This is a genomic window from Streptomyces sp. NPDC107454, assembly GCF_055582885.1.
Window position 1 is genome coordinate 370309 of the sequence record NZ_JBVJPA010000005.1, and the last position, 23873, is coordinate 394181.

General features: G+C 69.6%; 16 protein-coding genes and 2 pseudogenes. 11 read left to right on the forward strand and 7 right to left on the reverse strand.

What is annotated here, in order from left to right; genetic code table 11:
- Positions 1–310: 310 nt before the first annotated feature.
- A complete protein-coding gene (locus ACZ69M_RS14640; protein WP_470049849.1) occupies positions 311–889 on the reverse strand; it encodes a TetR/AcrR family transcriptional regulator in 579 nt (192 codons plus the stop codon).
- 223 nt (positions 890–1112) lie between these two features.
- Here ACZ69M_RS14640 and ACZ69M_RS14645 point away from each other — a divergent pair, with 223 nt between their 5' ends.
- The 5 genes and pseudogenes from ACZ69M_RS14645 to ACZ69M_RS14665 all read left to right on the forward strand — a co-directional run.
- The gene (locus ACZ69M_RS14645) at positions 1113–2630 is read left to right on the forward strand and encodes an MFS transporter (protein WP_470049851.1); all 1518 of its coding nucleotides are present in this window, start codon (positions 1113–1115) and stop codon (positions 2628–2630) included.
- 111 nt (positions 2631–2741) lie between these two features.
- Positions 2742–3317, forward strand: a complete 576-nt coding sequence (locus tag ACZ69M_RS14650; protein ID WP_470049853.1) for a carboxymuconolactone decarboxylase family protein — start codon at positions 2742–2744, stop codon at positions 3315–3317.
- A 726-nt stretch (positions 3318–4043) separates the two neighbouring features.
- Positions 4044–6194, forward strand: a complete 2151-nt coding sequence (locus ACZ69M_RS14655) for a protein kinase domain-containing protein (RefSeq protein WP_470049855.1) — start codon at positions 4044–4046, stop codon at positions 6192–6194.
- 407 nt (positions 6195–6601) lie between these two features.
- Positions 6602–7375: a polysaccharide deacetylase family protein gene (locus tag ACZ69M_RS14660; protein ID WP_470049857.1), complete on the forward strand. Its 774-nt coding sequence runs from the start codon at positions 6602–6604 to the stop codon at positions 7373–7375.
- Positions 7372–7628: pseudogene (locus tag ACZ69M_RS14665) on the forward strand (RNA polymerase subunit sigma-24); the annotation flags it as partial. The gene ACZ69M_RS14660 and the pseudogene ACZ69M_RS14665, both read left to right, overlap by 4 nt.
- A gap of 150 nt (positions 7629–7778) precedes the next feature.
- Here ACZ69M_RS14665 and ACZ69M_RS14670 read toward each other — a convergent pair.
- Both ACZ69M_RS14670 and ACZ69M_RS14675 read right to left on the reverse strand, forming a co-directional pair.
- Positions 7779–8006, reverse strand: coding sequence for a hypothetical protein (locus tag ACZ69M_RS14670; protein WP_470049859.1), 228 nt, complete (start codon positions 8004–8006; stop codon positions 7779–7781).
- 224 nt (positions 8007–8230) lie between these two features.
- On the reverse strand, positions 8231–9214 hold the full coding sequence (locus ACZ69M_RS14675; protein WP_470049860.1) for an aldo/keto reductase: 984 nt from the start codon (positions 9212–9214) through the stop codon (positions 8231–8233).
- Between the two features lie 98 nt (positions 9215–9312).
- Here ACZ69M_RS14675 and ACZ69M_RS14680 point away from each other — a divergent pair, with 98 nt between their 5' ends.
- Positions 9313–9936: a TetR/AcrR family transcriptional regulator gene (locus ACZ69M_RS14680; protein WP_470049861.1), complete on the forward strand. Its 624-nt coding sequence runs from the start codon at positions 9313–9315 to the stop codon at positions 9934–9936.
- A gap of 275 nt (positions 9937–10211) precedes the next feature.
- Entirely contained in the window at positions 10212–13346 is a 3135-nt protein-coding gene (locus ACZ69M_RS14685) for an FG-GAP repeat domain-containing protein (RefSeq protein WP_470049863.1), read from the forward strand.
- A 194-nt stretch (positions 13347–13540) separates the two neighbouring features.
- On the opposite strand, the gene ACZ69M_RS14690 is transcribed toward ACZ69M_RS14685, so the two are convergent.
- Together ACZ69M_RS14690 and ACZ69M_RS14695 are read right to left on the reverse strand one after the other, a co-directional pair.
- Positions 13541–15361 carry an OmpL47-type beta-barrel domain-containing protein gene (locus ACZ69M_RS14690; RefSeq protein ID WP_470049865.1) on the reverse strand — a complete coding sequence of 607 codons (1821 nt, stop codon included), beginning with the start codon at positions 15359–15361 and terminating at the stop codon, positions 13541–13543.
- Between the two features lie 469 nt (positions 15362–15830).
- Positions 15831–16373, reverse strand: a complete 543-nt coding sequence (locus ACZ69M_RS14695) for a DUF4232 domain-containing protein (protein ID WP_470049866.1) — start codon at positions 16371–16373, stop codon at positions 15831–15833.
- A 470-nt stretch (positions 16374–16843) separates the two neighbouring features.
- Between ACZ69M_RS14695 and ACZ69M_RS14700 the strand changes: the two are divergent.
- From ACZ69M_RS14700 to ACZ69M_RS14710, 3 genes and pseudogenes are all read left to right on the forward strand, one after another.
- A pseudogene (locus ACZ69M_RS14700) lies at positions 16844–17106 on the forward strand (zinc-binding dehydrogenase); the annotation flags it as partial.
- Positions 17107–17155: 49 nt separating this feature from the next.
- The gene (locus tag ACZ69M_RS14705; RefSeq protein WP_470050189.1) at positions 17156–17392 is read left to right on the forward strand and encodes a hypothetical protein; all 237 of its coding nucleotides are present in this window, start codon (positions 17156–17158) and stop codon (positions 17390–17392) included.
- A gap of 257 nt (positions 17393–17649) precedes the next feature.
- A complete protein-coding gene (locus ACZ69M_RS14710) occupies positions 17650–18564 on the forward strand; it encodes a TolB family protein (protein WP_470049868.1) in 915 nt (304 codons plus the stop codon).
- Here the strand turns inward: ACZ69M_RS14710 and ACZ69M_RS14715 are convergent.
- Positions 18552–19139: a hypothetical protein gene (locus ACZ69M_RS14715; protein WP_470049870.1), complete on the reverse strand. Its 588-nt coding sequence runs from the start codon at positions 19137–19139 to the stop codon at positions 18552–18554. The two genes, ACZ69M_RS14710 and ACZ69M_RS14715, sit on opposite strands and share 13 nt — an antisense overlap.
- A gap of 257 nt (positions 19140–19396) precedes the next feature.
- Here ACZ69M_RS14715 and ACZ69M_RS14720 point away from each other — a divergent pair, with 257 nt between their 5' ends.
- Entirely contained in the window at positions 19397–20455 is a 1059-nt protein-coding gene (locus ACZ69M_RS14720; RefSeq protein WP_470049872.1) for a zinc-dependent alcohol dehydrogenase family protein, read from the forward strand.
- Positions 20456–20474: 19 nt separating this feature from the next.
- Here the strand turns inward: ACZ69M_RS14720 and ACZ69M_RS14725 are convergent, their stop codons facing one another.
- Positions 20475–23483, reverse strand: coding sequence for a hypothetical protein (locus tag ACZ69M_RS14725; RefSeq protein ID WP_470049874.1), 3009 nt, complete (start codon positions 23481–23483; stop codon positions 20475–20477).
- Positions 23484–23873 lie beyond the last annotated feature (390 nt).

A 23873-nucleotide genomic window follows, 5' to 3' on the forward strand; every position in this document is an offset into this window, starting at 1 on the left:
CGAGCTCGATTCTCGTCACCCGCTCCAGTGGAAACCCCAGGTCATGGGCCTGGGGTTCTTTGTCGCCTGAAGCAGTGGTTCGCACGTTGCTTGCGTGCCATCCCGCCGGAAGCCGTCCACGAGGGTGCGGGACCGCTGCGGTTGATCACGCCGGCGGTGTCTGCCAGTGCACGGCCCACCGCTACCACCCAGGGACGTGGGGAGCCCCTGCCTGCCTTCCGGGCGGATCCTTCGGGCTACGGGCTCTTCCCGCCACCCGCTTCTCCGGCGGCGTGCCCACCACCGTCGCGCCCACACCGCCGGTGAGGTTTCAGGGTGCCGAACCGGCCCACTGCGGGTCGAGGAGGCCGCAGGCGATGTCCAGGGCCGCGTCCATGACGTCCCGGCCACCGCTCTCGTCTTCCTCCCCCGCCAGGTGCAATGCGGAGATGGCCAGCTTGACCCTGAGTGCCGCGACAGGGCCGTCCGCCCCGATGAGTACGCCCGGACCCGCCAGCAGGTCGAACAGGGCGATGACCTGGGCCTGGACCTCGGCGGCGAGCGGCTGTTCACGCAGCGCGGGCTCGTTCACCTGGATGAGGCGCGCCGCGGCCGTGACTCCGTCGACGGTCAACTCGCCGTATCTGCGGAGCAGTTCACGCTGGGTTTCGGGACCCGAGGGCTGCTGCTTGCCCCACTCGATCAAGTCAGCGACCGCGCCGGAGAAGTCCGACAGGACGGCCGCGAGGATCTCCTCCTTGGACTTGTAGTGGTAGTAGAGGGCGGCCTTGGTGATGTTCAGCCCCTCCGCGATCATCCGCAACGAGGTGCCCTCGTAGCCGTACTCGGCGAAGAGTCGCAACGCCACGCGCTGGGCGCGCTGACGGGTGTCGGTACGGCGTCCGGCCATGGATGTCCTCTTTCCCTGCGTGGCCTTCAACCCTACGGCCGGTCCCGTCACGTCCGGCCGATCCGGCCCCGCCCTCCATCGCTTGCCGATCGGCAGGCAATGGGGTTATGTTACTCGCATCCCATTGCTTTACCTGTCGGCAAGTAAAGCAATGGGGTGATGCAGTCCGGCATGGCGCGCTCGACCCACGATCCCGACTCCCCGTGCGAGAGGTCTCACCGCGATGACGACCACGGACAACGAACCGGCCGGCGCTGCGGCACCGGGCGCGGCCCCGTTACCGGAACGCCGCTGGTGGGGGCTGGCAACCATCGCCCTCTCGCAGCTGATGATCATCCTGGACACGAACATCGTGACGATCGCGCTACCCACGGCCCAGAGCGATCTCGACCTGTCCGACGCCAACCGCCAGTGGGTGGTGACGGCCTACACCCTGGCCTTCGGCGGCCTGCTGCTTCTCGGCGGCCGTATCGCCGACCGCCTGGGCCGCAAACACACCCTGCTGATGGGCGTCCTGGGCTTCGCCGTCGTCTCCGGAATCGGCGGCATGGCCCAGTCCGGCTGGATGCTGATCGCGGCCCGGGCCGGCCAGGGACTCTTCGCCGCCCTGCTGGCCCCCTCCACCCTGGCACTGCTCGTGACAATGTTCCCCGAGCAAGCCGAACGAGGTAGGGCCATCGGCATCTACGCAGCGGTACTCACCGCGGGCGGCGGCCTCGGACTCGTCGTCGGCGGCCTCCTCACCAGCACTCTGGACTGGCGCTGGTGTATGTACGTCAACATTCCGATCGCCCTGATCGCCACCGTGGGCGCCCTCCTCACCCTGCCCGATCCGCCCGGCCGGGCGGAGGCGCGCATGGACGTCTTCGGCACGATCACCGGCTGCGGTGGCATCGCCTCCCTGGTCTACGGCTTCTCCGAGGCCGGTGAGCGCGGCTGGCACGCCGACCGGGTCTTCGTGTCGCTGGCTCTGGCGGGCATTCTGCTGATCGTCTTCGTGATCCTGCAGGCCAGGCGGAGCACCCCGCTGCTGCCCCTGCGCATCCTGACGGACCGCAACCGGGGCATGGCCTTCGGTACCGTCGCGCTGGCCACGCTCGGGCTGTTCGGCGTCTTCCTCTTCCTCACCTACCAACTCCAGACCGTCATGGGCTACTCCGCGGTCAAGACGGGCGTCGCCCTGCTACCGCTGGTCGCGATGAACGTCCTCGGAGCCACCCAACTCGCCGGCCGTCTGCTGCCCAAGGTCCCGCCCCGGACTCTCATCGTGCCCGGCCTCCTGGCTGCGGCAGCCTCGCTGGCCCTCCTCACCCGGCTCACTCCGGACAGCTCCTACCTCAAGGTGATCGTCCCTGCCGAGATGCTGCTCGGACTGGGCATCGGCACCCTGTTCGGGCCCACCGTGTCGGTCGCCACCAGCGGCGTCGACCAGCACGACGCGGGCGTGGCCTCCGCGACGGTCAACACCGCCCAGCAGGTCGGCGCCTCGATCGGCACCGCGCTGCTGAACACCATCGCCGCGGGCGCCAGCGGCACCTACCTCGACAAACACAGGGGCGGCACCGACCTGTTACGCGAGGCCACCGTGCACGGCTACGCCGTGGCCGCCTCCTGGGCGCTCGGCATCATGCTGGCCACCGCGGCGCTCGTGACCGTAGTGATCAACGCCGATCCGCGCGGAATCGCCCCGCGGAGCCGACCGAGCAACGAGAAGGCGGCTGCCGGCACCCGTACCGGCTAGCCCGCGAACCCGGCCGTCACACCCGCGAGCCCGACGGTCCCCGCATGCCGCACGACCAGCACACGGCCGTACACACCTACGTGCATACGCACACACAAGGAGGACGACATCATGGCGCTTCGCATCCCGAAGGCCGAGCTCCCCAGCGAGCTCAAGGAAAACATGGTCAAACAGCTCGGCGCCGTACCCGAGAACGTCGAGGTGCTGTGGCACAGCCCCGAAGTCACCCAGGACAACCTGGAGTTCGGCGGCAAAGTGGGCGCGTGGAGCGCGGCCGACGCGAGCCTCAAGTCGTTCGCGCACATGGCCGTCGCGTCGCAGGTCGGCTGCAGCTGGTGCCTCGACATCGGCTACTTCCAGGCGCAGAACGAGAATCTGGACCTGACCAAGGCGAGCCAGGTCCCACGCTGGCGGATGTCGGATGTGTTCTCGCCGCTTGAGCGGGATGTGATGGAGTACGCCGAGGCCATGACGAACACGCCGCCCACTGTCACCGACGAGCTCTACGCGGGCCTGCTCGACCGGCTCGGCTCCACGGCGATGATCGAGCTCACCGCGTACATCGCCTACGTCAACCTGGCGACCAGGGCCAACGTGGCGAACGGGGTCACATCACAAGGCTTCTCCGACGCCTGCGAGATCCCGCTGGCCACGCGCCCTGGCGGCACAAGTCCGTTCACCGAGTGAACGGCCAGGATGTTCACTCGGTGAACGCTCCGGGCCACGAAGTCGGACGGCATCAGGACATGTCGCCTTGGGCCCCATTGCACTCTCTGTCCACCACCAGCGTTCTCGCGATGCGGCGCCGGCCCTCGGCAACACCAACCCAATCACGGCTGCAACGCCTTGGTTTGGCCGACGGGCAATGCAGGACGCCGCACAACGGTGTTCGGGCCAGGGAACGGCCGCAAGAAGGTCGCGGGCACCATCCGTGCCCAAAGCGTGCCCATAGGACCGGTGGACCACGGTCAACAGCGGTACGACCCCGCCTCGCCGGACACCACGACAGAGCGCATACCGTCAGGTCAGAAGCTATTCGGCCGCGCAAGCGCCGTCGCTTCCCAAGCTGAGAGTGCGAGTTCGATGCTCGTCACCCGCTCCATGAAGAAGGCCCGGGTCATCGACCCGGGCCTTCTTTGCAGTCTGGGCTGATCAGTGGACTCGTACCCTTCGTGCGTCATTTGCGACGGTTGGTGGGCGGCCCGCGTACCCGATGCTACAAAAGCAGAGGGGAACGTGCACGGCGCACATCGGGCACGGCCAGGAGTTGAGCCCTCATCTGGACGGATGACCCATCGCACGGTTCAGGGGCACGGGGGCACCGGTGCGTGACAGGCGCGGCTCCGTTTGCGGGACGGCAGGCCCTACTCTGATCCCCGTGAGGCAGGCAGGCGCTGGGAAGGATGATCGGCGATGACGCCCCTGAGCACCGGGGACCCGGAGTCCATAGGCGGGTACACCCTTCTCGGTCGGCTCGGGGCGGGCGGCATGGGAGTCGTCTATCTGGGAGTCTCCTCCTCGGGACGGCAGGTCGCGGTCAAGCTCGTGCGCGGGCCGTACGCCCAGGAGGAGGAGTTCCGTACGCGCTTCCGGCAGGAGATCGAGGCAGCGCGCAGAGTGAGCGGCGCCTTCACCGCGCCTGTCGTGGACGCCGACCCGGACGCCGACCGGCCGTGGATGGCGACGCTCTACGTGCCGGGGCTCAACCTTGCCGAAGTCGTGGAGAAGGACGGCCCGCTGAACCAGCGGGAACTGCGCGCGCTGGGGCTGGGGCTCACCGAGGCGTTGCGCGACATCCAGCGGGCGGGTCTGGTGCACCGGGACCTCAAACCGCGCAACGTCCTGATGACCGAGGACGGGCCGCGCGTCATCGACTTCGGCATATCGCGCGCTTCTGGCCACCAGAGCCTCACCACGACCGGGCGGATGATCGGCACTCCGCCCTTCATGTCGCCGGAACAACTGGCCTCTCCCCGGGACGTCACCCCGGCCTCGGACGTGTTCTCGCTGGGGTCGCTGCTGGTGTTCGCGGCCGTCGGGACAGGACCGTTCGACGCCGACAGCCCGTATATAACCGGCTATCAGGTGGTGCACGGGACCCCGGACCTCGCCGGGGTGCCCGACGCGTTCCTGGGCATTGTCGAGCGCTGCCTGGACAAGGACCCGGCCGCACGGCCGGAACTGACGGACATACACCGCATGCTCCAGGCGCTGCCGGAATCCGACGCCACCGGGTCCCAGGAGACCGGGCAGTCCGCGAAGCCCCGGCGCTTCCCCACTTCTCGGAGCGCGGCCACCACCTCCGTGGACGCCGCGACCGGCATCGGTACCGGCAAGCGACGCCGAGCCCGGATGCTGCTCACCGGCCTCGGCGCGGTGCTGGCCGTCACGGGGCTGTGTATCGGGGTGGGTGTCTTCGTGTCCGGATCGGACACCGCCACCGCCACGGCCACGGCCACGGCCACCGCCCGTGCCGCGTCGCTGCCCGACGGTTGGCGGCCGTGGCAGACGAAGCTGCGGTACGACGTGAAGGGTGTCCCTCTCGACTACGACAGCCCTGGGTGCCTGGCGGAGGGAAGCGCCCTGTTCTGCGGCGGTACGGGTTTCACGGCTGCCAGGATCGACGCGGCCTCCGGCCGCACCCTGTGGCGGACCGGCACCCGCCCTCAGGGGGCGCAGCCGATCGGCGTGCGCGACGGGCTGGTCTACATGTACGAGGAACCGGACGACAGGACCAGGCGCGTGGTGGCCCTCGACGCCGGTACCGGGCACCGGCGGTGGCAACGCGACACCAACCCGTCCGAGGATGCGGTCCTGTACGACGGCGGACTGCTGACGATGTCTCCCGACTACTCGTCGTTCGTGGCCTACGGGCCTTCCGGCAAGGAACTGTGGCGCGCGCCCTCGCTGGACGAGTACTGCACTCCGTCGGCGCTGGGAGGCGTCCCCTACGCCCTGTGCTCGAAGGGCAACGAGCCCGGCCAGGCCCCGGTCGAGCTGATGAAGCTCGGACCCGGCAGCCTGACCGAAACCGCCACACTGCCCAAGAAGGCGGAAGCCCTCGGCGCTGTCGGCGGGCAACCCCTGTTCCTCGCCCCCCAGACCGCGAAGGACGTGTACGAAGCCGGGTACGAACGGCCGTACAACGCGCTGCTGCGGGTGGCGTCGGAAACCGGGCAGGTCAGACGGATACCGCTGGTACATCCGCTGACCGGCGCGGCCACCCTTGTGGACGGCGTCGTCTACTTCGTCCGGTCCGACGGGTCGGTCACCGCGGTGTCGGCGGACAGCGGCAAACAACTCTGGCAGAAGATGACGGACATGGAGAGCCTGTCCGCGCCCGCGGTGTCGGCGACGTACAAGCGGGTCTATTTCTCCAACCGCTTCGGCCGTCTGCTGGCACTGGACAGCCGCACCGGAGCGGAGGTCTGGCGCACCTCCGCACTGGACAGCCCCGGGGACAAAGTGCAGAGCTACCCGCCGCGAGTGCTGCTCGTCAAGGACGCGATCGTGGCGATGGCCGGCGACACGGCCTTCTCCCGGAGCCCGGACGGGCCCACCTGACCGGCCGAGGCCGATGTGTCGGGGACATCCCGCACCCGCAGATGTCCCACCGCGGCGGAGCCGTCCGGCGCCCGCGCAGCGTCTCCATGTGGGTGCGTGCCCAAAGCGTGCCCATAGGACCGGACAACCACGGTAGACAGCGGCGCGAAACCAACCCTTCAAAGCCGGCGCACAGAGTGCACGAAGATCGGGCACGTGGCGACACGGGCGCCGGGCAGCAGCCGGATCGGCGGGATCGGGCCGAGCGGCTCGGTTTCGCCCCCCCGCTCGCTCGGTTGTCCGGGAACCACTCCGGGATTGTCCTTGATCGGTAACGGACGCATCTCGTGGCCGCCGTTCCTCGTCCTGCCAGATGGTCGCGAGGCGACCGAGGAATCGGCGAGGAACTGCGGGAAAGCGGGACGGACATGGCGCAGCACGGCGGCGGGCAGGGCTGGTACGGCAAGGTACTCGGCGCGGCGATCGGGGTGGCGCTGCTCGCCGCCGGTGCCTCGATATGGACCGCGCAGGCCGAGGCCGTGGGCGGTCCGTCGCCGAAGGCGACCGCGTCGGCCACGCCGGGCAGTGACGTCAAAGCGGTCGCGGTGACCATCGCGCATGCCTCGGACAAGGGGGCGCACGGCGTCAACATCACCATCGACGACGGCCCCGACCCCGTATGGACCCCTCAAGTGCTCGACGTGCTGCGGGAGTACGGGGTGAAGGCCACGTTCTGCATGGTGGGGACGCAGGCCCAGGCCCACCCGGACCTCGTGAAGAAGGTGGTCGCTGCCGGGCACCGGCTGTGCGACCACTCGGTGTCGCACGACACCACCATGGACAAGAAGTCCCAGGCCTACCAGTCACAGCAGATCCTCGGCGCCGAACGCATGATCACCAAGGCGTCCGGGGGCATACGCCCGATGTACTACCGGGCGCCCGGCGGGGCCTTCACCCCGTACAGCCGCACGCTCGCCGCCTCCCGTGGCATGCGCCCGCTGGGCTGGAACGTGGACAGCAAGGACTTCGAGCGGCCGGGTACGGACGCCATCGTCGCCACCGTCGAGCGGGAGTTGCCGGGCGGGCCGACACTCCTCTTCCACGACGCGGGAGGCGATCGCGCCCAGACCGTCGAGGCCCTGCGCCGGATCCTCCCCCGACTCAAGGAGCAGGGCTACTCCTTCGGCTTCCCGGTGCGCTGAGCCCCAGCCCTGGTCGATACCGGCGTACGTCGCCGTGAAGGGCGTTGCGCCGCGCCGCCGGTGTGTGGACGAGCAGATCGTCGCCGAGGTGACGCGGGAGACGTATCTGGCGGTTTGGCGTGCGGCGGGTGTGTTCGCGGGGGCCCCGGTGGGCGCGACGGCCACAGGTCGGCTGTGGACGATCGCGGCACACCGCCTCGCCGACGCCTTCCGGCGCGGAGCCCACCACGCCGAGCCGCCCTCGGCCGCCGCTCCCGCCGATGTCCGCCTGGCTCTCGTTCTCGTTCTTCGCCCCGCCCGCCACGAGTACACCCAGGCGGGTGGCGACCTGGCTGTGCTGCCGCCCGGCACACCGGCGGGCACCTGGACCGGCCCTGCTCCTCCTGGCCGCCGGTACCGCGGCCTACGCCCGCGGGAAGGGAACGTGGTCCTCGGTGTCGCCCATCTCGTACAGATCCTGAAGGACCTCGTCCTCCCCGGCCCCGGACGCCCATGACACCTCGGTGCCGGGCCGGGGAACGAACACCGTGAGGAAGTCGTCGACCACCAGCACCGGGTACGCCTCCGCCAGAGAGCGGAAGTCCGAGGGCAGCGCCGTCCCGAGGACCGCCTCAAGGGCGGCCCAGTCCACGTCGCGCCCCCAGGCACACGCCACCGTGTCATCGACGCAAGCGCGGCCTCCAGCTCTTCGACCCTCAGCATGCCGTCTGCCAATCCGTGCTGTTCTGGACCACGGTGGTGGCGAACCATACTTCCGAACTGGGCATCCCAGCGCTTGCCGTTGACCGCCATCCGCGTACCCGGTCTTCAAACGGTGCCGAAGAGCGCCGGCGCCTTCGACCTCCGGAGCGGCGGTCAGATCCAGGTGGGCACGTGCCCCTCGGCATAGCGGGCGCCGAAGCCGCCATGGGGCAGGATCTCGGCGATGGCGGCCAGGTCGGCCTCGGTCAGGGTGACGTCGGCGGCGGCGGTGTTCTCCTCCATGCGCCGGGGGCTGCGGGTGCCGGGGATGGGCACGACGTGCTCGCCGCGGGTGAGCAGCCAGGCCAGGGCCAGTTGGGAGACGGTGATGCCCTTGTTCGCGGCCAGGCCGGCGAGCCGGCTGACGGCCTCGACGTTCTTCTCGAAGTTGCCCGGAGCCCAGCGCGGGTCGGAGTTGCGCATGTCCGTGGCGTCGTATTCTCCGGCGGGCTTGGCGGTGCCGGTGATGAAGCCGCGGCCCAGCGGAGAGTAGGCGACGAAGCCGATGCCGAGTTCGTCGAGGACAGGGAAGAGCTGCTCGACGTCCCGCTCGAACAGGGAGTACTCGGTCTGCAGGACGGAGACCGGCTGCACCGCGTGCGCGCGACGGATGGTCTCCGGGCCGGCCTCGCTCAGGCCGAAGTACTTCACCTTGCCCGCGTCGATGAGTTCCCTGACGGTGCCGGCGACGTCCTCGATGGGCACGTCCGGGTCGACGCGGTGCTGGTAGAGGACGTCGACGTGGTCGGTGCCGAGGTAACGCAGGCTGTTGTCGGTGACCTTGCGGATGTTGTCGGGGCGGCTGTCGAGGCCGAATCCCTCGGACGGGTTGGACAGGTCGAAGCCGAACTTGGTGGCAAGGACCACCTCGTCGCGGAAGTCCTTGACCGCCTTGCCGACCAGGATCTCGTTGGAGCCGGTGCCCAAGCCGTAGAGCTCGGCGGTGTCGAAGAAGGTGACGCCCAGGTCGTGGGCGCGCCGGATGGCTGCGACGCCTTCCTGCTCGTCGCCGGGGCCGTAGGCCATGGTCAGGCCCATCGAGCCGTAGCCGATCGCCGAGACCTCCAGGCCCTGGCCACCGAGTGTCCTGTGCTGCATGACGCGCTCCTCAGGTCAAACCAAAATGTTTGCTTTGACCGTACGCCCTGCGGGTGGCCCTTGCCAAACAAATCTTTTTGGTTAGGTAGGCTTACGACATGACCTCTTCGACCGGCGCAGACTCGACCCGTGACCGCATCGTCGCCGCGGCCCGGACCGAGTTCGCCCGGTACGGGATCGCCGGCGCACGGATCACGCGCATCGCCAAGGCCGCGAAGACCAGCTCGGAACGCCTCTACGCGTACTTCCGCAGCAAGGAAGCCCTCTACGGGTTCGTCGCCGAACAGGAGATGGCCGCGGTGGCCGAGGCGACTCGCCTGGACCCCACCGACCTGCCCGAATACGCCGGGCGCGTGCACGACTACTTCATCCGCCACCCCGACCGCTTCCGGCTCATGAGCTGGGGCCGACTGGAACTCGCCGGCGACGACGCCGACGCCGCCACCCAGGAAACCGTCCGCCGGAAGGTCGAGCAGCTCCGCAGGGCCCAGGAAGCCGGCCACCTGGATCCCGCCTGGGAGCCCATCGACATCCTCGTCTTCGTCAACCAGATCGCCACGGCCTGGGCCGGCCAGCTCGATCTCCTGGACGCGGCGGCCGACCAGGTCCGCGACCCTTCGCCGGCGGCCCGGCGTGCCGCCGTCGTCGCGGCCGTCCGGCGCCTCTTTCCCGCCACCACGGGCAACGTCAGGGCCGACACCCCGGGCAATGGGAGCGCGTAGCCGCCCAGCGGAGACCTTCCGGGGACCGCTCGCTTCCCAAGCCGAGCGTGCGAGTTCGATTCTCTTCACCCGCTCCAGACAGAAACCCCAGGTCGGTGGCCTGGGGTTTGTTGTTGCCGGCGTGATCAAGCCGCTGCCTGCCTGTGCCGGGCGGCCTGCCCACCCCCTCTCATCCGCGCGAGCGTCCCCTTGCCGTCAGCACCCCTCGGTAAGAGTCAGGTAAGATCCGGCCACTTGTGCGAGGGCACGGACCCTCGTAGGGGAGGGAACATCACGTGGGCAGACACGCCCTGAGACGGGGCGGTCTGGCCGCCGCCGTCTCCTCACTCGCGGTCGCCGTCGTGGCCGCGTCCGTCGTCGTCCTGTCGGAGGGCGGCGACTCCGCGGAAGCGGCCGAGGCCGAGACCGGCACCACCGCAATCACACTGGCCGCCCCCAGCTCCACCACACCACGCACCGACCGCCCGTACGTCGCGGGCGACACCGGCTTCCTGCACCGGCAGACCGGCAGGACCGGACTGCTGTGGACCGACTACGCGACCGGCAAGACCGTGACCGTGGAGAACACCGCAGGCGTCTACACCCCGGGCACCGGCTGTACGAACATCGGCTCCGCGTGCCGTGCCGCCTGGTACGGCTCGGACAGCGACCTGGTCGCGCTGCCGACCACGGCCAACGACGCGTACGCCACCCTGTGGGACCCGGCGACGGCCACCGCCAAGAAGGTGAGCTGGAACAGCTCCATCCAGTACGGCCAGGGCTACTACCGGGCCCTCGCGGGCGACACGATCGTCACCACCAACTCCCTGATCGACAAGCCCGACGGCGTCGACGGCGAGTGGCGCACCCGCAAGGTCACCGGTGACGCGACGAACGTCGGCAGCGAGGGCGTGCTCGCCGCGGACCCCGCCGGTGTGTTCGTGTCGGAGAGCACCTTCGGCACGCTCCACTACATCGACATCGCGTCGGCCGTGAACACCACCGTGTTCACCGACGCCACCTACGCCTCGCACTACGTGATGAGCGAGGACCGCATCGGCTGGTACCAGGCCGGCACCGCCGAGCTGCACCTGAAGTCCCGCACCGACCTCACCGCCGCCGAGCAGGTCGTCACACTGCCCGCCAACCCGGGCGCGCTCGACGGCGACCCGGTCCTGGTCGGCGACTGGCTGCTGCTGCCGCTGTCCTCCAGCTCGCTCGGCTCCCGGCTGCTCGCGGTCGATGTCGAGGATCCCTCGGTACAGCAGACGCTGCTGGCGAGCGCCGGCGAGTACGCGCTGACGGCGGGTGACGGCAGTGCGCTGGTCACCGGCGGCACCGACGCCACCGACTGGTGGGTGCGGCGGGTGAGCCAGGCCGAGGACGGCACGCTGAAGTCGGCGAAGGTCCAGCAGTCCCCGGCGGTGGAGAACGCCAAGACGGGCATCGCGCTCAGCCGCGGCAGCCTGCGGGTCGCCGAGGACGATCCGAAGGCGACCGCGGACACCACCTCCGTGCGCACCCTCACCACCGACGGCTCCGCCACCCTGACGGCGTCCGAGGCCACCGCGAGCGGCTCGGTCTACGAGGCCCTCTGCCCGTACGAGGGCACCACGTGCTCGGCGCTGTGGGGGAACCTCGACGGCCGGGACGTCTACCTCGACTCGAACGGCGGCACCGACGAGGGCGAGGGCCTCGGCGACGACCGGCTGGCGGAGATCGGCGGTCACGATCTGGACTTCGGCGGCCAGGGCGGCCGCATCGTCGACGTCTCCGACAACTACGCCGTGTTCAACTCCGGCGGCAGCGCCCCGGCGCAGTACGTCGGCGAGTTCGGCCAGGGCCAGAAGCTGAAGCGGTCCGTGCGCGCCGCCGCCCTCAACGGCTCCACCCTGTGGAGCGCCAGTACCGTCGGCAAGCTGACCTCGTACAGCATCCCGCAGGACAAGACGCTGACCACCGTGACCGTCCCGGGCCTGGCCTGCGTGCCGAGCGAACTCCAGGCGGCGGGACGCTGGGTGTACTGGGCCTGCGGGACGGACTCGGCGGGCGTGTACGACACCAAGGCCGGTACGTCGAAGGCGGTCACCCCCGGCGACGTGCTGCTCGGCGACGGCTTCACCGTCCGTCACGATCATGGCGCGGGCACGCTCGTCCTCACCGAGGCGGCCGGCGGCACCACCCGCACGATCGCCTCCGGCCTGGCCGACAAGGGCCTGACCGTGGACCGCCGTTATCGCTGGACGGTCGACGAGTACACCGGTCTGGTCGCCTGGTTCGACGACTACGAGCGCACCCACGTCACCACCACGGGCATCGCCCCGTCCGCCGTGACGGCCTTCGAGACGTCGGTCGGCGACTATGTGGCCCCGGGGGTGTCCTTCCAGGGCGCCTGGGTGCTGTCCCGTCCGGTCACCTCCTGGTCGCTCACCTTCACCTCGGTCCAGAGCGGCGCGAACGGCAAGGTCACCCACACTCTCACCGGCGGCGCGACCCCGGGCCGGGTGACGGCGGCCTGGAACGGCAAGACGGCGAGCGGGAGTTACTTCCTCAACGGCCACTTCACCTGGACCCTGAAGGCGACCGGCCTCGGCACCGCCACGGCGAACACGGTGACCAGCGGCAAGGGCTACCTGCAGCGCGGAGCCGCGGTGCGCCGCGACTTCGTCAGCCCCGAGGGCCCGGACGGCCGCGGCGACCTGCTCACCCTGAACTCCTCGGGCGGACTGACCTTCCACAGCGGCACGGGGACGGGCAAGTTCGGCGACAAGTACACGGGCACCGGCTGGCCCACGACCATCATGGCGATCCCCTTCGGCGACCTCAGCGGCGACCGCTGCAACGACGTCCTCGTCCGCTACAGCAGCGGCGCGCTGCGGCTGTACAAGCCGGGCTGCGGGGCGGCGGTCAAGCCGTCGACGTCGTACACGACCCTCGCGACCAGCGGCTGGACGCAGTACAACGCCCTCACCTCGCCCGGCGACGTGAGCGGTGACGGACGCCCGGACCTGATCGCGAGGAACTCGTCCACCGGAGCGGTCTACCTCTACAAGGGGACGAGCGCCGGCAAGTTCGCCTCCCGGGTCAAGCTCTACGACAACTGGAAGGGCTACAAGAAGATCATCGGCACCGGTGACATCACCGGCGACGGCAAGGCCGATCTCCTGGCCCAGGACACGTCCAACAACGTCTACCGCTACAACGGCAAGGGCGACGGCACGTTCGCGGCCCGCGTCAAGGTGCTGTCGAACTGGGGCGGCTCGTACAACGCGGTCGTCGGGGTCGGCGACATCACGGACGACGGCAGGCCGGACCTGGTCTCCCGCGACACCAGCGGCAAGGTGTGGCGCAACAGCGGTGACGGAAAGGGCTCGTTCGGCCCGCGCACGCAGATCGCGAGCGGCTGGAGCGGCTACAAGTTCCTTTCGTAGGCGCTGAGTTCGGTACTCCAAGGCGCCCGGTGACTTGATGTCACCGGGCGCCTTCGCATGTCCCGCCTCATGCCGGGGCGCAGTTGATGCTCCCCGGCTGGGGGAGCCGGGCCAAGGGATTCGGCCGGCGAAGACCGAACGGCCCGCCGGGTGAACCGGGGGGCCGTCACGGTGTTCGGGTCAGAAGTCCGGGTTCAGAGCCGGGAGTCCCCGTCCCGGTGCGAGTCGCGCTTGATACGGATGCTGAGGGACTTCGCGCGCTCATGGTTCTGCGCGTGGTCGATCGAGCGGAACAGCAGTCGGTGCTTGCCGTCGCCGCGCACCTTGATCCGTGAGGTGTAGTGCTTCCAGCTCGTGCCGTCGAGGTTGTACTCGGTCCTGGCCACACCGGACAGGTCGTCCGTGGCGGTGAGGGTGACGGTGACGTTCGAGTGGTGAACGCCGTGCCGGTCGGGGGGCGGGGTCGTCTTGGCCTCGGTGACCGGGGGCGTGGTGTCCAGCGGTTCGTTCATCGCCTCGTCGGCCGGGGTCATCTCGTTCTCCACGGTCGGCGCCGGCATGGCGCCCGAGGCGTTGGAACCGCCGATGGAGCCGACGCGCAGCAGGAGGTTGCTCCAGTCGTCCCAGCCGGTGAGCCGAGTGTGCTGTCCGTCGCCGTTGATGTCGTAGCTGACCGGCAATCGGCTGATCTCGCCGTCGCAGTTCCAGTCGACCTGCTTGTCCGACGAGGGAACGGTGACGTAGGCGCCGCCCCCTCCCGGGTTCGCGCAGTAGTGCTTCAGGTCGTAGTTCCCGCTGCTGGCCGGATAGGACCTTTCGTCGAGGCTGCTCTCGTCGAGTGCGGTGTTCTGACGCGAGAGATCCATGCTTCCCGTGGTGGTCCCGGAGGTGAGGCCCATCTGGTACGCGTAGTTCATGACGCTGAAGTACTGCGGCTTGTGGTTGACGTTGCTGTTCCCGCCGTGCTCCAGGTTGAGGTTGTGGCCCAACTCGTGCATGAACGTGCCGGCCTGCTCGGAGACGGTGCCCACCTGCTTGTCGAAGCTGCCCAGGCTGACGATGAGGTCACTCCCCGGGGTGGGGGCGATGCCGCTGGAGACGCTGTCGGGCTGCAGGTTGTGTGCCGAGATGGCGTAGTGGAAGATCGGCACCCGCCCGGTGCTCTTGAAGCCGCCGGCCTCCGTCTTGATCTTGTTGAACGCATCCCACTGGTAGCGACCGTTGACCGAGGTTCCCAGGTTCTTCGTCTCCGGGAGTTTCCGGGCCGTGCTCAGATCTCCCCACTTCTTGTCGTCCGCGAAGTCGAGGATGCTGTCCGGCCCCGCGTCCACGTGCAGGTTGATGCCGGTGCTGGGCGAGTGGCGGTGGTACGGCGAGTTCGCGAAGGCGTCGACCACCCGTTTGATCGCGTCGGGCGAGAGGGCGTGGCTGTGTTCCTTGTCCGCCATCCAGTCGACCTGGACGAAGATGTCCGGCTTGTCGACGCCGGCCCCCATCGCCGGCAGGTCGATGAACTTCCGGCCGGGCGCGGGTCGGGTGTGGGCGCTGCCGTCGGTCGGGTTGATGTAGATGCCGTTCTGCTTCCAGCTGTCGGGGATCCCGTCGCAGGTCCTGGAGTTGCAGTCGAAGGTGAAGTCGACGGTCGGATCGAAGCCCTGACCGCCGCTGCGACTGATCACGTAGCCGGACGGCGCCGACTCGGTGTAGCCGGCCGAACCGAGCAGGGGGGCGTCCCACCCGATGTTCACCTGCCCGGACTCCCGGTAGATGTTGAAAGCCACGGTCCCCACGTTGCCGCGAGGGTCGTTGCACGCGTCGAGAGTCCAGGTGACGGTGGTGCCCGCGGTGATGCTGTCCGGCAGGGCGGCGGGGCATCCGTTGTAGCGGAACGGGCCCAGGGTCAGATCGCGGTCGCTGTTGTTGGTGAACCTCACGGTCAACAGGGAACCCGAGCGCAGCGCGGCAGCGGCCGGCGTGGCGGCTGCCGCCAGGGTGACCAGTACCAAGGTCAGCATGCCCAGGATCGTGAGCCTGCCGGGGTGAGACAGACGTGTACTGGCGACCCGTCTCCCGACAGCACCGACATGACGCTGTGTGTTCATAGTGGCACGGTAGATAACGCTCAGTGTCTGCCTCGCGTGACGCGACGGGTTGTCACTCCGCTGGCCGTCCGTGTGTTGCCGGTCTCCCGAGAGACCGCGTACGCCTCCCCGCCTTGGAGGTCGTCCCACTCGGCGAGTCCGCGGTGGGAGCGGATGGGCGGGGTGCCTCGCACAAGGGGTTCGAGGGCTTGGCTCCCGATGCCCTGACGACCTCCACGCCGTACACCACGCTGGGAACGTCGGGCTGGAACCAGTACGGTTTCCCAGCCATGCGGCCGAGGGCAGACGTGGCCACCGCACCGCCCGAAGGCTTCGACTCGTTCCGGGAGTCCTGCGGTGGCCACCAGCGACGCTGAAGGGAGCTCAGAGGCTGCCCAGTTGGTTACAGCCCGACCGGGTTGAGGTAGGTGGCCGGGTGGGTGGCGCCGTCCTGCTTGAGGATCTGGCCGCCGAACGGCCACTTCAGGGTGAAGTGCGTCGTCTCGTTCGGCGGGGTGACCAGGAACTTCGCCGGAACGAACTTCTCCTTCTGCGGCGTGGACCCGGCCACCGGGAGCAGGGTGATGCTGAAGTCCACCGTGTCCCCCTGCTCCAGGGTGATCTTCTCGGGCCTCTTGGACGAGCGCGCCAGCGACCAGGTGCCGTCGGTCTTCTGAGCACCGACCATGTCGACACCGGCGAAGCCGGACAGGGTGCAGGTGTGCTTGCTCTGGTTGGTGAACCAGATGTACGCCTGGGTCTGCTTCGTGGTCTGCCCCATCTCCGGCTTCGCGTCATCCCCCGTGGCGAAGCCGGCCTTCAGGTCGGCGGTGTGGCAGCGGGCCGGTGCGGCCTTCGCGGAGGCGGCCGAGGCCGGGATGGCGGCAGCGGCAGTGCCGGCGACGACGATCGCTGCAAGGGCCACGGCGGTCAGCTTGCTCTTCATGAAGTTTCGGGTTCCCCTCTGATACGAATCGGCTCTCATACGAACCGGCGAACCGGCGCGCGAGGTCAGTGCGCGCCTGCACACCTGAAGATGTGCGAAGCCCGGGGGAGGTTCGGTGTATTGGGAGAACCCTCATGAACGATCGAGGTCAATGCCCGTTCCGCCGCGCCGAAATTGCCCTGAAGGGCAGGCCCGAAGACTCGGCCGTGGCGAAAATTCCCCGGTGTGGCTGTGCCCGGTGTCGAACTGTGCTCGCTGACCGCCCAGCCGTCGGCCGACGGCGCTCGTCGCTGTCGGCGCCGGGCGTCCGGACGCCTCGGGGCCGCGCACCGTCGCCACCCGCAGTCGCCTGTATCCGGGCAGCGGACACCTCATGGGCTGGGACATCGGCACCGACGGTTTCCACCTGGTGCTGTCCCGGGAGATCCCGCACCTCACCAAGCGGTACGTGGTCGAGGACGTCGCGGCCTTCCTCGCGGACCCTCAAGCGCGGCGTTCCCTCTACCCGGTGTACTTCGGCGAGTTCGACGACGAGGAGAACGCGGAGCTGGGTGTCACGGTGACGGCCGTCCAGGTCCGTTCGAACGGCGCACAGCTCGCCGGGATCGGGCGCCTGCTCGCGCACGGCACGATCCGCGTCGCGATCGACAGCACCTTCCCGCTCGAGGACGCCCGGGCGGCGCACGAGCGAGCTGCCCGGGGGCTCCTCCGGGGCAAGATCGTGCTGACGGTCGTACGAGCGCGAAGGCCGCCCCCGGCTCGCTTCGATCCGTCCGGGGGAGGTGGCCCTCGATCCGGCGGAGCAGTTCGTGCGGGACGCGATGGGCGCGGAGACCGACCGGCGACGGCACAACCTGGTCAGCGTGGTCCTCCACCGTGCGGACGCCGACACGGCGCTGGTGCACGCCTACGTGGCGGGTCGCCGAGTTGTTCCTCGGCACGGACAACAACGCCTGGTAGCGGTCGGCGATGCGGACCGGGGAGCCGATACCGCCCCCGTGACGATGGCCGGGCTGTGAATCCACCTGGTCGCAAGCCCGCCGCGGTACGCGCACCGACGAGACCGACCGGATGCTCACCCAGCCGCTGACTTCATCTCATCTGCCCGCTATTGCACAGCTGTGACAGTGAGCGCACAGCTCCAGCACCCTCTGCGGGAAGACTCCTCTCATCGCGAAGGGCGGCAAGCCGAGCGGACCGGTTCAGGTCCTGGGGACGGCGGGCGGTTCCCGCGAACTCTCGTCGCAGCGTCATTCACTTCCCTGGGGGAACCTCGATGTCCGCTCGTAACCGTCGCAGCACCGCAGCCGTCATCACCGCGGGTGCCGCCGCACTGCTCACCCTGTGCGGCACGGCCGAAGCCGCGTCCGCCCGGACGGTCACCGTGCCCAGGGGTCTGACCATCAGCGACGGCACCCGCCACGTCGTCGTCAACGGCAAGTCGATCGACTTCGGCACCGTCGTCCGTGACCTGGCCTGGAACCCCAGCGGCAGCAAGGCCGCCTTCATCGACGGCCACGGCAACCTCGTCGTCTCCAACCCCGACGGCAGCCACCGCGTCACCGTCGCCGCCAACCCGGGCGGGCAGACCTGGTCCCACCCCACCTGGCAGGTCGCCGCGGCCGACAGGACGAACCAGATCCCCGCGAAGAACAACCTCATCTTCGCCGCCAAGATCCACGGCAAGACCGTTCTGGAAGGCGTCAAGGCCACCAGCAACCACGGCAGGCCGGCCAGGATCAGCCTGAACGGTTACGCGGGAGACGGCGCCGTCCCGCAGACCGACAACGCCTGGCCCAACGTCGGCGGGGCCTACGGCACGGCCGTCTACGAGAACACCCACACCGGCGAGGTCTACATCCGCGACGACTACCTGCGTCAGCAGGGCGGCGCGCTGACCAAGGGCTCCGAGCCCGCGCTCTCCCCCGACAACGAGGAGGTCGTCTTCGTCCGCTCCGTCCACGGACACGACCACCTCTTCGTCGAGGACTTCGGCGGCAGCACCAACGTCGTCAAGGACATCACCCCCGGCGCCACCACCAACTACACCGAGCCCACCTGGTCGCCCAACGGCAAGACCATCGCCTTCCGCGCCCCCACCGGCACGTACACCGTCACCAAGACCGCGCACGGCTTCGGCAAGCCCGTCAAGGTCTCCCAGCACACCGGCCTGCCCGCCTACCGCGGCTGACCGCCACCCAACCTGCCGCCGGAGCGGGCGAGTTCGGCCCGTAGCTCCGCCAGGTGCTCGTCGGCCGTGTCATGCGGCAGGTACTCGACCACATCGAGAAAACGGAACAGGACCTGGGACGGGGTGACGGCGAACTCGTAGTCGCCGAACCCCACCACGGCACCCAGCTCCCCCCGAACAGCGCCCCGGACGACATGCGCGGTCATGTCGTCCGGGGTTTGTGCTGTCAGCCCCCGGCGCGCGTTGGGGCGAGCCAGATACGGGCAGACCATCGAGGCGTAGAGCATGCAGGCGCGGTGCCCCGGACCTTCCAGCGTCGCCGCCATGTTGCGGTACGGCCGCCCGGCGGCAAGCGCCTCGCGGATCGCGGAACTCTCCGCGGCGCCGACCACCCGCCACACCGGACCCTTGGGCATCAGGGTGTTGCAGACGGAACACAGCCGCTGTCGCGCGCACTCGGCGCTGCGCCCGTAGTCGGTGATCGCGAACTGGGGCTCGTCGCCCTCCCACGGGGTGATGGCGGGTACGGGATAGCCACGGCTGTCACGAGGTCGGGCCTCGACGGTCGCCGGCATGGGAACGGAATCGAATCGCACACCTCATGGTGAACCAAACGCCCGCGCCACCGCGACGGTTGTCGGCCATGAACCGGCCCAGTACCGGCCCGGTGTCCTCCTCGCTCCTTCGCCTGCGGCTGTACGCACCGGCGACCAGATGGAGCCGTCGGGGGCTGGATTGCAGAGCCTGCCAGTGGCGCTTAGCGTGATGTGGGGGACCCCAGGGGCTCTCGGGTGCGGTGCGTACGGACGAAAGGTCGCTCATGCCACAATCCATGCGCGCGCTCGTAGCCCGAACGGTCGGTGAACCGGCCGATGTCCTGCGGCTGGAATCCCGTCCTGTTCCCACGCCGGAAGCCGGTCAGGCGTTGATCCGCGTGAAGGCGACTCCGATTCACGCCAGTGATCTGCACGTGCTGCGTGGCCGCTACGGTTTCTCCCCCGAGTTCCCCACTGTCGGGGGTCACATGGAATGCGTGGGCCGTGTCGAGGCCCTGGGCCCGGATACCGGGGGGCTGAAGATCGGCGAGCGCGTGGTGGCCGTTGCTGTCCCGGCGGTACCCGGGCCGCGTATGGCCGGCACTTGGCAGGAATACCTTGTCGCCGATACACGAAGGCTCCTGCCTGTCCCCGAGCATCTGAGCGACTCCAGCGCCTGTCAGCTCGCCGTCAACCCGTTGACCGCGTTGCTCCTGGTGACGCGCGAACTCGACGTACAGCCGGGCGCATGGCTGTTGCAGACGGCCGCGGGCTCCACCGTCGGCCGGCTCGTCATTCAGCTGGCCAGGCATCTGGGTGTGCGCACGATCAATGTCGTGCGGCGGCGCGATGCCGTCGAGGAGATCAAGGCGTTCGGCGGTGACGAGGTCATCTGCACCGAGGACGAGGACCTGTTGCAGCGTGTGGCCGAGATCGCGGGACCGGCCGGTGTGCGCAAGGCCGTCGACTGTGTCGCGGGCCATGTGGGTGCCCAGGTGTCCCAGGCATTGGCTCCGGGCGGAGAGGTCGTGGTCTACGGCGCGCTCTCCACCCATCGGCAGACCGACCCGGCGGCCCTGACGATCCCGCTGTCGGCACGCTCGGTCATCTACGAGACCAAAGCAGTCCGCGGCTTCTGGCTGAACCGCTGGTTCGGCACCACTTCACCCGCGGATGCGCTGCGCGCGCTGTCCGAGGTCCGCGGTCTCGTCGCGGATGAAGTGCTGAGCATCCCCGAAGGCGAGCCGTTCCCGCTCGAACGCTTCACTGAAGCCATCTCGTTCGCCGAAGCACCCGCACATGGCGCCAAACCGCTCTTCGTCTTCGAGGACGGCCGGGGCGAAGACGACAGGTAGGTCTTGGCCGGCGGCCGGGTCAGCGGGTGACCATCACGGCGTCCAGGGCGACGGTGGATCGTCCGGGTGTGCTGCCGGAGAGGATCCGCAACTGCACCTTGTGGGTCGTGATCGTGGTGCCGAGTGTGCGGGTGAACACCACTTGCCGGTAAGCGGTCTTCGCGGCGTAGGTGTTCACCGTACCGACCGTCTTTCCGTCCACCACGACCGCGAAGCGCCCGCCGTTCGACTTCCGGGTCGCCACTATGCGCAGTTGGGTGCCGTCCGCCGAGAAGGACACGTACGCCCCCTTGGCGGCGGAGGTACGTTCGGTGCCCGACCAGGCAGCGGATGCCGCCACCGACTTCCAGCTTCCGGTGTAGCGCAGTGCCGCCGCACGGTCGTCGACCGGGATGCCGGTGGTCGCCGCCTTGCTCCAGGCGCCGATCTGGCCGGCGTCGTCGTGCGCGCGGACGTAGAAGCGGTAGGTGAGTCCGGCCACCGGCTTCACGGGACTGCCCGCCTTGCCGAAGACCGCGGAGGTGGCCGTGGTACCGGTGCGCCAGGTCTGGAGCGGCCCGAGCTTCCAGACACCCGCGCTGTCACGGGTGGCGACGCGCCAGCCGATGTCGTACGACTTCACGCCCGCGGTCTTCGCCGACCAGGTGACCGGCACGGACGCGGTGGTCGCCGCGCCGCTCGCGACGGCCGGCGCGGTGACGGTGGCGGCAGGGACGGCCCGGCGCAGGGTCACCTTGCCGGTGGCGTCGGCCGCCGCCCGGCCGGTGACCGTGTCACGCAGGGTCAGCGTCCAGGTGTACGCGCCCTCGGTGGCCGCTCCGCCCGTCTGTGTCGTTCCGTTCCACACCGGTGCGACCCTGCCGCCGGAGGCGGTACCGGTCAGGGAACGCACCTGCGTGGTGCCGGACTTGAGGGTGAGCGTCCAGCTCACCGGCCGGTTGTAGGTCCAGGTGGGGGCCCAGGTGTCGGCCGAGCCGTCGCCGTTGGGGCTGAAGCCGGCCGGGGCGGCGGCCGGGGCAGCGGTGGGAACGCCCGCCCAGGTCACGTGGGTGACACCGGCGTCGTCCATCCAGGCTGCCCAGGGTGCGTCGCGGTCGACCGCCCAGCGTTCGGCGGCGGCGGAGTCGGCCTTGCCCGGGAGGGTGAACAGGGGCTGGGCCGTGGCCGAAGTCCCGCTCAGCGGCTGGGCGTTCAGCGTGAGGGCGCCGCCGTCCGAGGACTTGGTGAACGTGTAGAGGACGTCCGCGCCGAGGATCGGCGTGTGGACGGAGGCGTCCACGGTGGTGCCGGCCGAGCTCCCCTCCTTGAGCAGCAGGCCGGTGGTGGAGGCGGCCCCGCAGGTGGTCAGCAGGATCCGGGAGGCGCGCACCTGGAGTCCGCCGGGAAGGCAGTTCACGGTGGCGACGGTGGTGGCGGTGCCGGTGACCAGGTCGGTGCGGCGGATCGACCAGGTGGACGTGGTGCCGTTGCGCACCGAGGAGTACACGGCGCCGCCGTTCAGCGCGGAGCCGGAAGGCACTCGCTGCATGTGCCCGTCCGCGAAGGTGTGGAGGAGAAGAGTGCCGTCGGCCGCGGTCGTCTTGTCCGACATCAGGACCCGCTCACCGTCGAAGTCCACGACGGACACCGCCGAGACGTCGTTGTAGTCCAGGGTGGTGCCGACCGCTTTGCCGTCCTCGTACACCTGGAAGTGGCTCGGCTCGTAGGCACCGCCCTGCTCGACCAGGACCCGTCCCCCGGCTGCGGCCAGGGTCTGGTGCACCAGGCCGCCGGAGTAGGCCAGGACCCGGGCCGGCGTGCTCGCCGAGGCCCCGGCCGGGCCGGCCGACAGGCGCGAGCGGAGCAGGACGCCCTGCCGCCGGGAGGAGTCGTCGGCCGTGTAGAGCGCGCCGCCGGACAACGCCAGCGCGTCCAGCCTGGCGGGGCCGGCGGGGATCGTGGTGGCGTCGCCCGCGGCGGTGGAGACCCGGCCGTCGGCGAGCGTCTGGATCGCGGCGTCCACGTCGGGCCGGTACAGCGTCACGCGCATCTTGCCGTCGTCGCCGACCGCGAGGTCGGTGAAGGTCCCGCCGAGGTCCTTCACCGGCGTGGATCCGTCCCTGGACATCGCGAACAGCTCGTTCGATCCGTCCGCCGCGCTCCACTGGTACCAGGCGAGGGTGTCATCGCTGATCCAGCGCGCCCCGCTGACGGGCAGGGTGACCGTGGACGGGCCGTCCCCGGGTGCCGACCGCCGCCACTCGGTCAGGGTCGCTCCGTCGATGACCCCGACATGGCCGGGGGTGAACTCCAGGCCCTGCGGCAGCTCGTCGGTCGTGGGCTCGGCCACGGTGACCGTCGCGCCGGTGGCGAAGTCGACGTACACGATCTCGTGGCCCCAGCCGGGCGCGGTCCGCCGGAGCACCAGGGCGCCCTGTGCGTCCGAGGCGAGGACTTCGTACTGCTCGTCGTCGGACAGCAGCGTCCGGTCCGCACCGCCGGGAATGCGCAGCACCAGGCGCACCCGGTAGGCGGAAGCGTCGTCGTAGCTCTGCTGGACGAGGATGCCGTTGCCGGCCTGCCCGCGGTAGCGCTCGTCCCCTACGGCTCCCGAACTGTCGTAGGCGACCGGAAGAACGTCCTCGTCACCGGAGTCGAGGTGGCGCAGGGTGACATGGTCGGCGAGCGCACCGTTCGGGTTGGCGGAGGTGGCCACGGCCACCACTCCGTCCTGGACGGACACCGCGTCGACGTTCACCGTTTCGCCGTCGTCCGCGAGCCGGCCGAGGTCCTGAGGGGTGCCTCCGGAGAGGGCGAGCCAGCCGTGTGCCGACGTGTCGGCGGAGGTCTTCTGACGCCAGACGACCGCTGAGCCGGAACCGGACATGTCGTCAGCGGTGGGCACGGAGGTCGTCCGCGCGGCCAGCGTGGCCGCCACGTCCGTCGCGGGCACGGCAACGGCCGAGACAGGGGTGACGGCCTGCGCCACGGCGAGCGCCGTGAGGGCGGCTACCGGGACAGCGAGGAAGCGGCGTCTGTGCGAAGGCATGGCAGCCCGATCTCTACTCAAACATCAAGGCGGGGATTCTCACACACAGGTCCGCCCTGCCCAGCGGCGGGATCTTGTTTCGCACCGAACGAGGGCTTCGGGGCGTCGGGCGGAGCCCGCGGCGCATGCGACCTCGCCGGCGCCCGCGCGACGAACTCATTCTGGTCTGGGGTTTGTTCGGGTACGAGTCGGCCTGGAGGCGGTGGCGTTCCACCGGCGGTAGCAGCTGTGGTGGCGTCGAGGCCGCTCGTGAGTCGGCGACGCCGCCCATGTCCGAGACCGGCTGGACGTACGGGGAAGCCTCGTCATGACCTGTTCGAACCCGCGGGCATGGCTCGCCGGATGCGCCGTGGCGGCGGTGACGGCAAGGCCTCCAAAGATCTCTCGTCG

Bases quoted from the DNA above. Each gene is read 5' to 3' on its own strand.
- ACZ69M_RS14640 (WP_470049849.1), bottom strand. From the start codon at position 889: ATGGCCGGACGCCGTACCGACACCCGTCAGCGCGCCCAGCGCGTGGCG.
- ACZ69M_RS14645 (WP_470049851.1), top strand. From the start codon at position 1,113: ATGACGACCACGGACAACGAACCGGCCGGCGCTGCGGCACCGGGCGCG.
- ACZ69M_RS14650 (WP_470049853.1), top strand. From the start codon at position 2,742: ATGGCGCTTCGCATCCCGAAGGCCGAGCTCCCCAGCGAGCTCAAGGAA.
- ACZ69M_RS14655 (WP_470049855.1), top strand. From the start codon at position 4,044: ATGACGCCCCTGAGCACCGGGGACCCGGAGTCCATAGGCGGGTACACC.
- ACZ69M_RS14660 (WP_470049857.1), top strand. From the start codon at position 6,602: ATGGCGCAGCACGGCGGCGGGCAGGGCTGGTACGGCAAGGTACTCGGC.
- ACZ69M_RS14675 (WP_470049860.1), bottom strand. From the start codon at position 9,214: ATGCAGCACAGGACACTCGGTGGCCAGGGCCTGGAGGTCTCGGCGATC.
- ACZ69M_RS14680 (WP_470049861.1), top strand. From the start codon at position 9,313: ATGACCTCTTCGACCGGCGCAGACTCGACCCGTGACCGCATCGTCGCC.
- ACZ69M_RS14690 (WP_470049865.1), bottom strand. From the start codon at position 15,361: ATGCTGACCTTGGTACTGGTCACCCTGGCGGCAGCCGCCACGCCGGCC.
- ACZ69M_RS14695 (WP_470049866.1), bottom strand. From the start codon at position 16,373: ATGAAGAGCAAGCTGACCGCCGTGGCCCTTGCAGCGATCGTCGTCGCC.
- ACZ69M_RS14710 (WP_470049868.1), top strand. From the start codon at position 17,650: ATGTCCGCTCGTAACCGTCGCAGCACCGCAGCCGTCATCACCGCGGGT.
- ACZ69M_RS14715 (WP_470049870.1), bottom strand. From the start codon at position 19,139: ATGCCGGCGACCGTCGAGGCCCGACCTCGTGACAGCCGTGGCTATCCC.
- ACZ69M_RS14720 (WP_470049872.1), top strand. From the start codon at position 19,397: ATGCGCGCGCTCGTAGCCCGAACGGTCGGTGAACCGGCCGATGTCCTG.
- ACZ69M_RS14725 (WP_470049874.1), bottom strand. From the start codon at position 23,483: ATGCCTTCGCACAGACGCCGCTTCCTCGCTGTCCCGGTAGCCGCCCTC.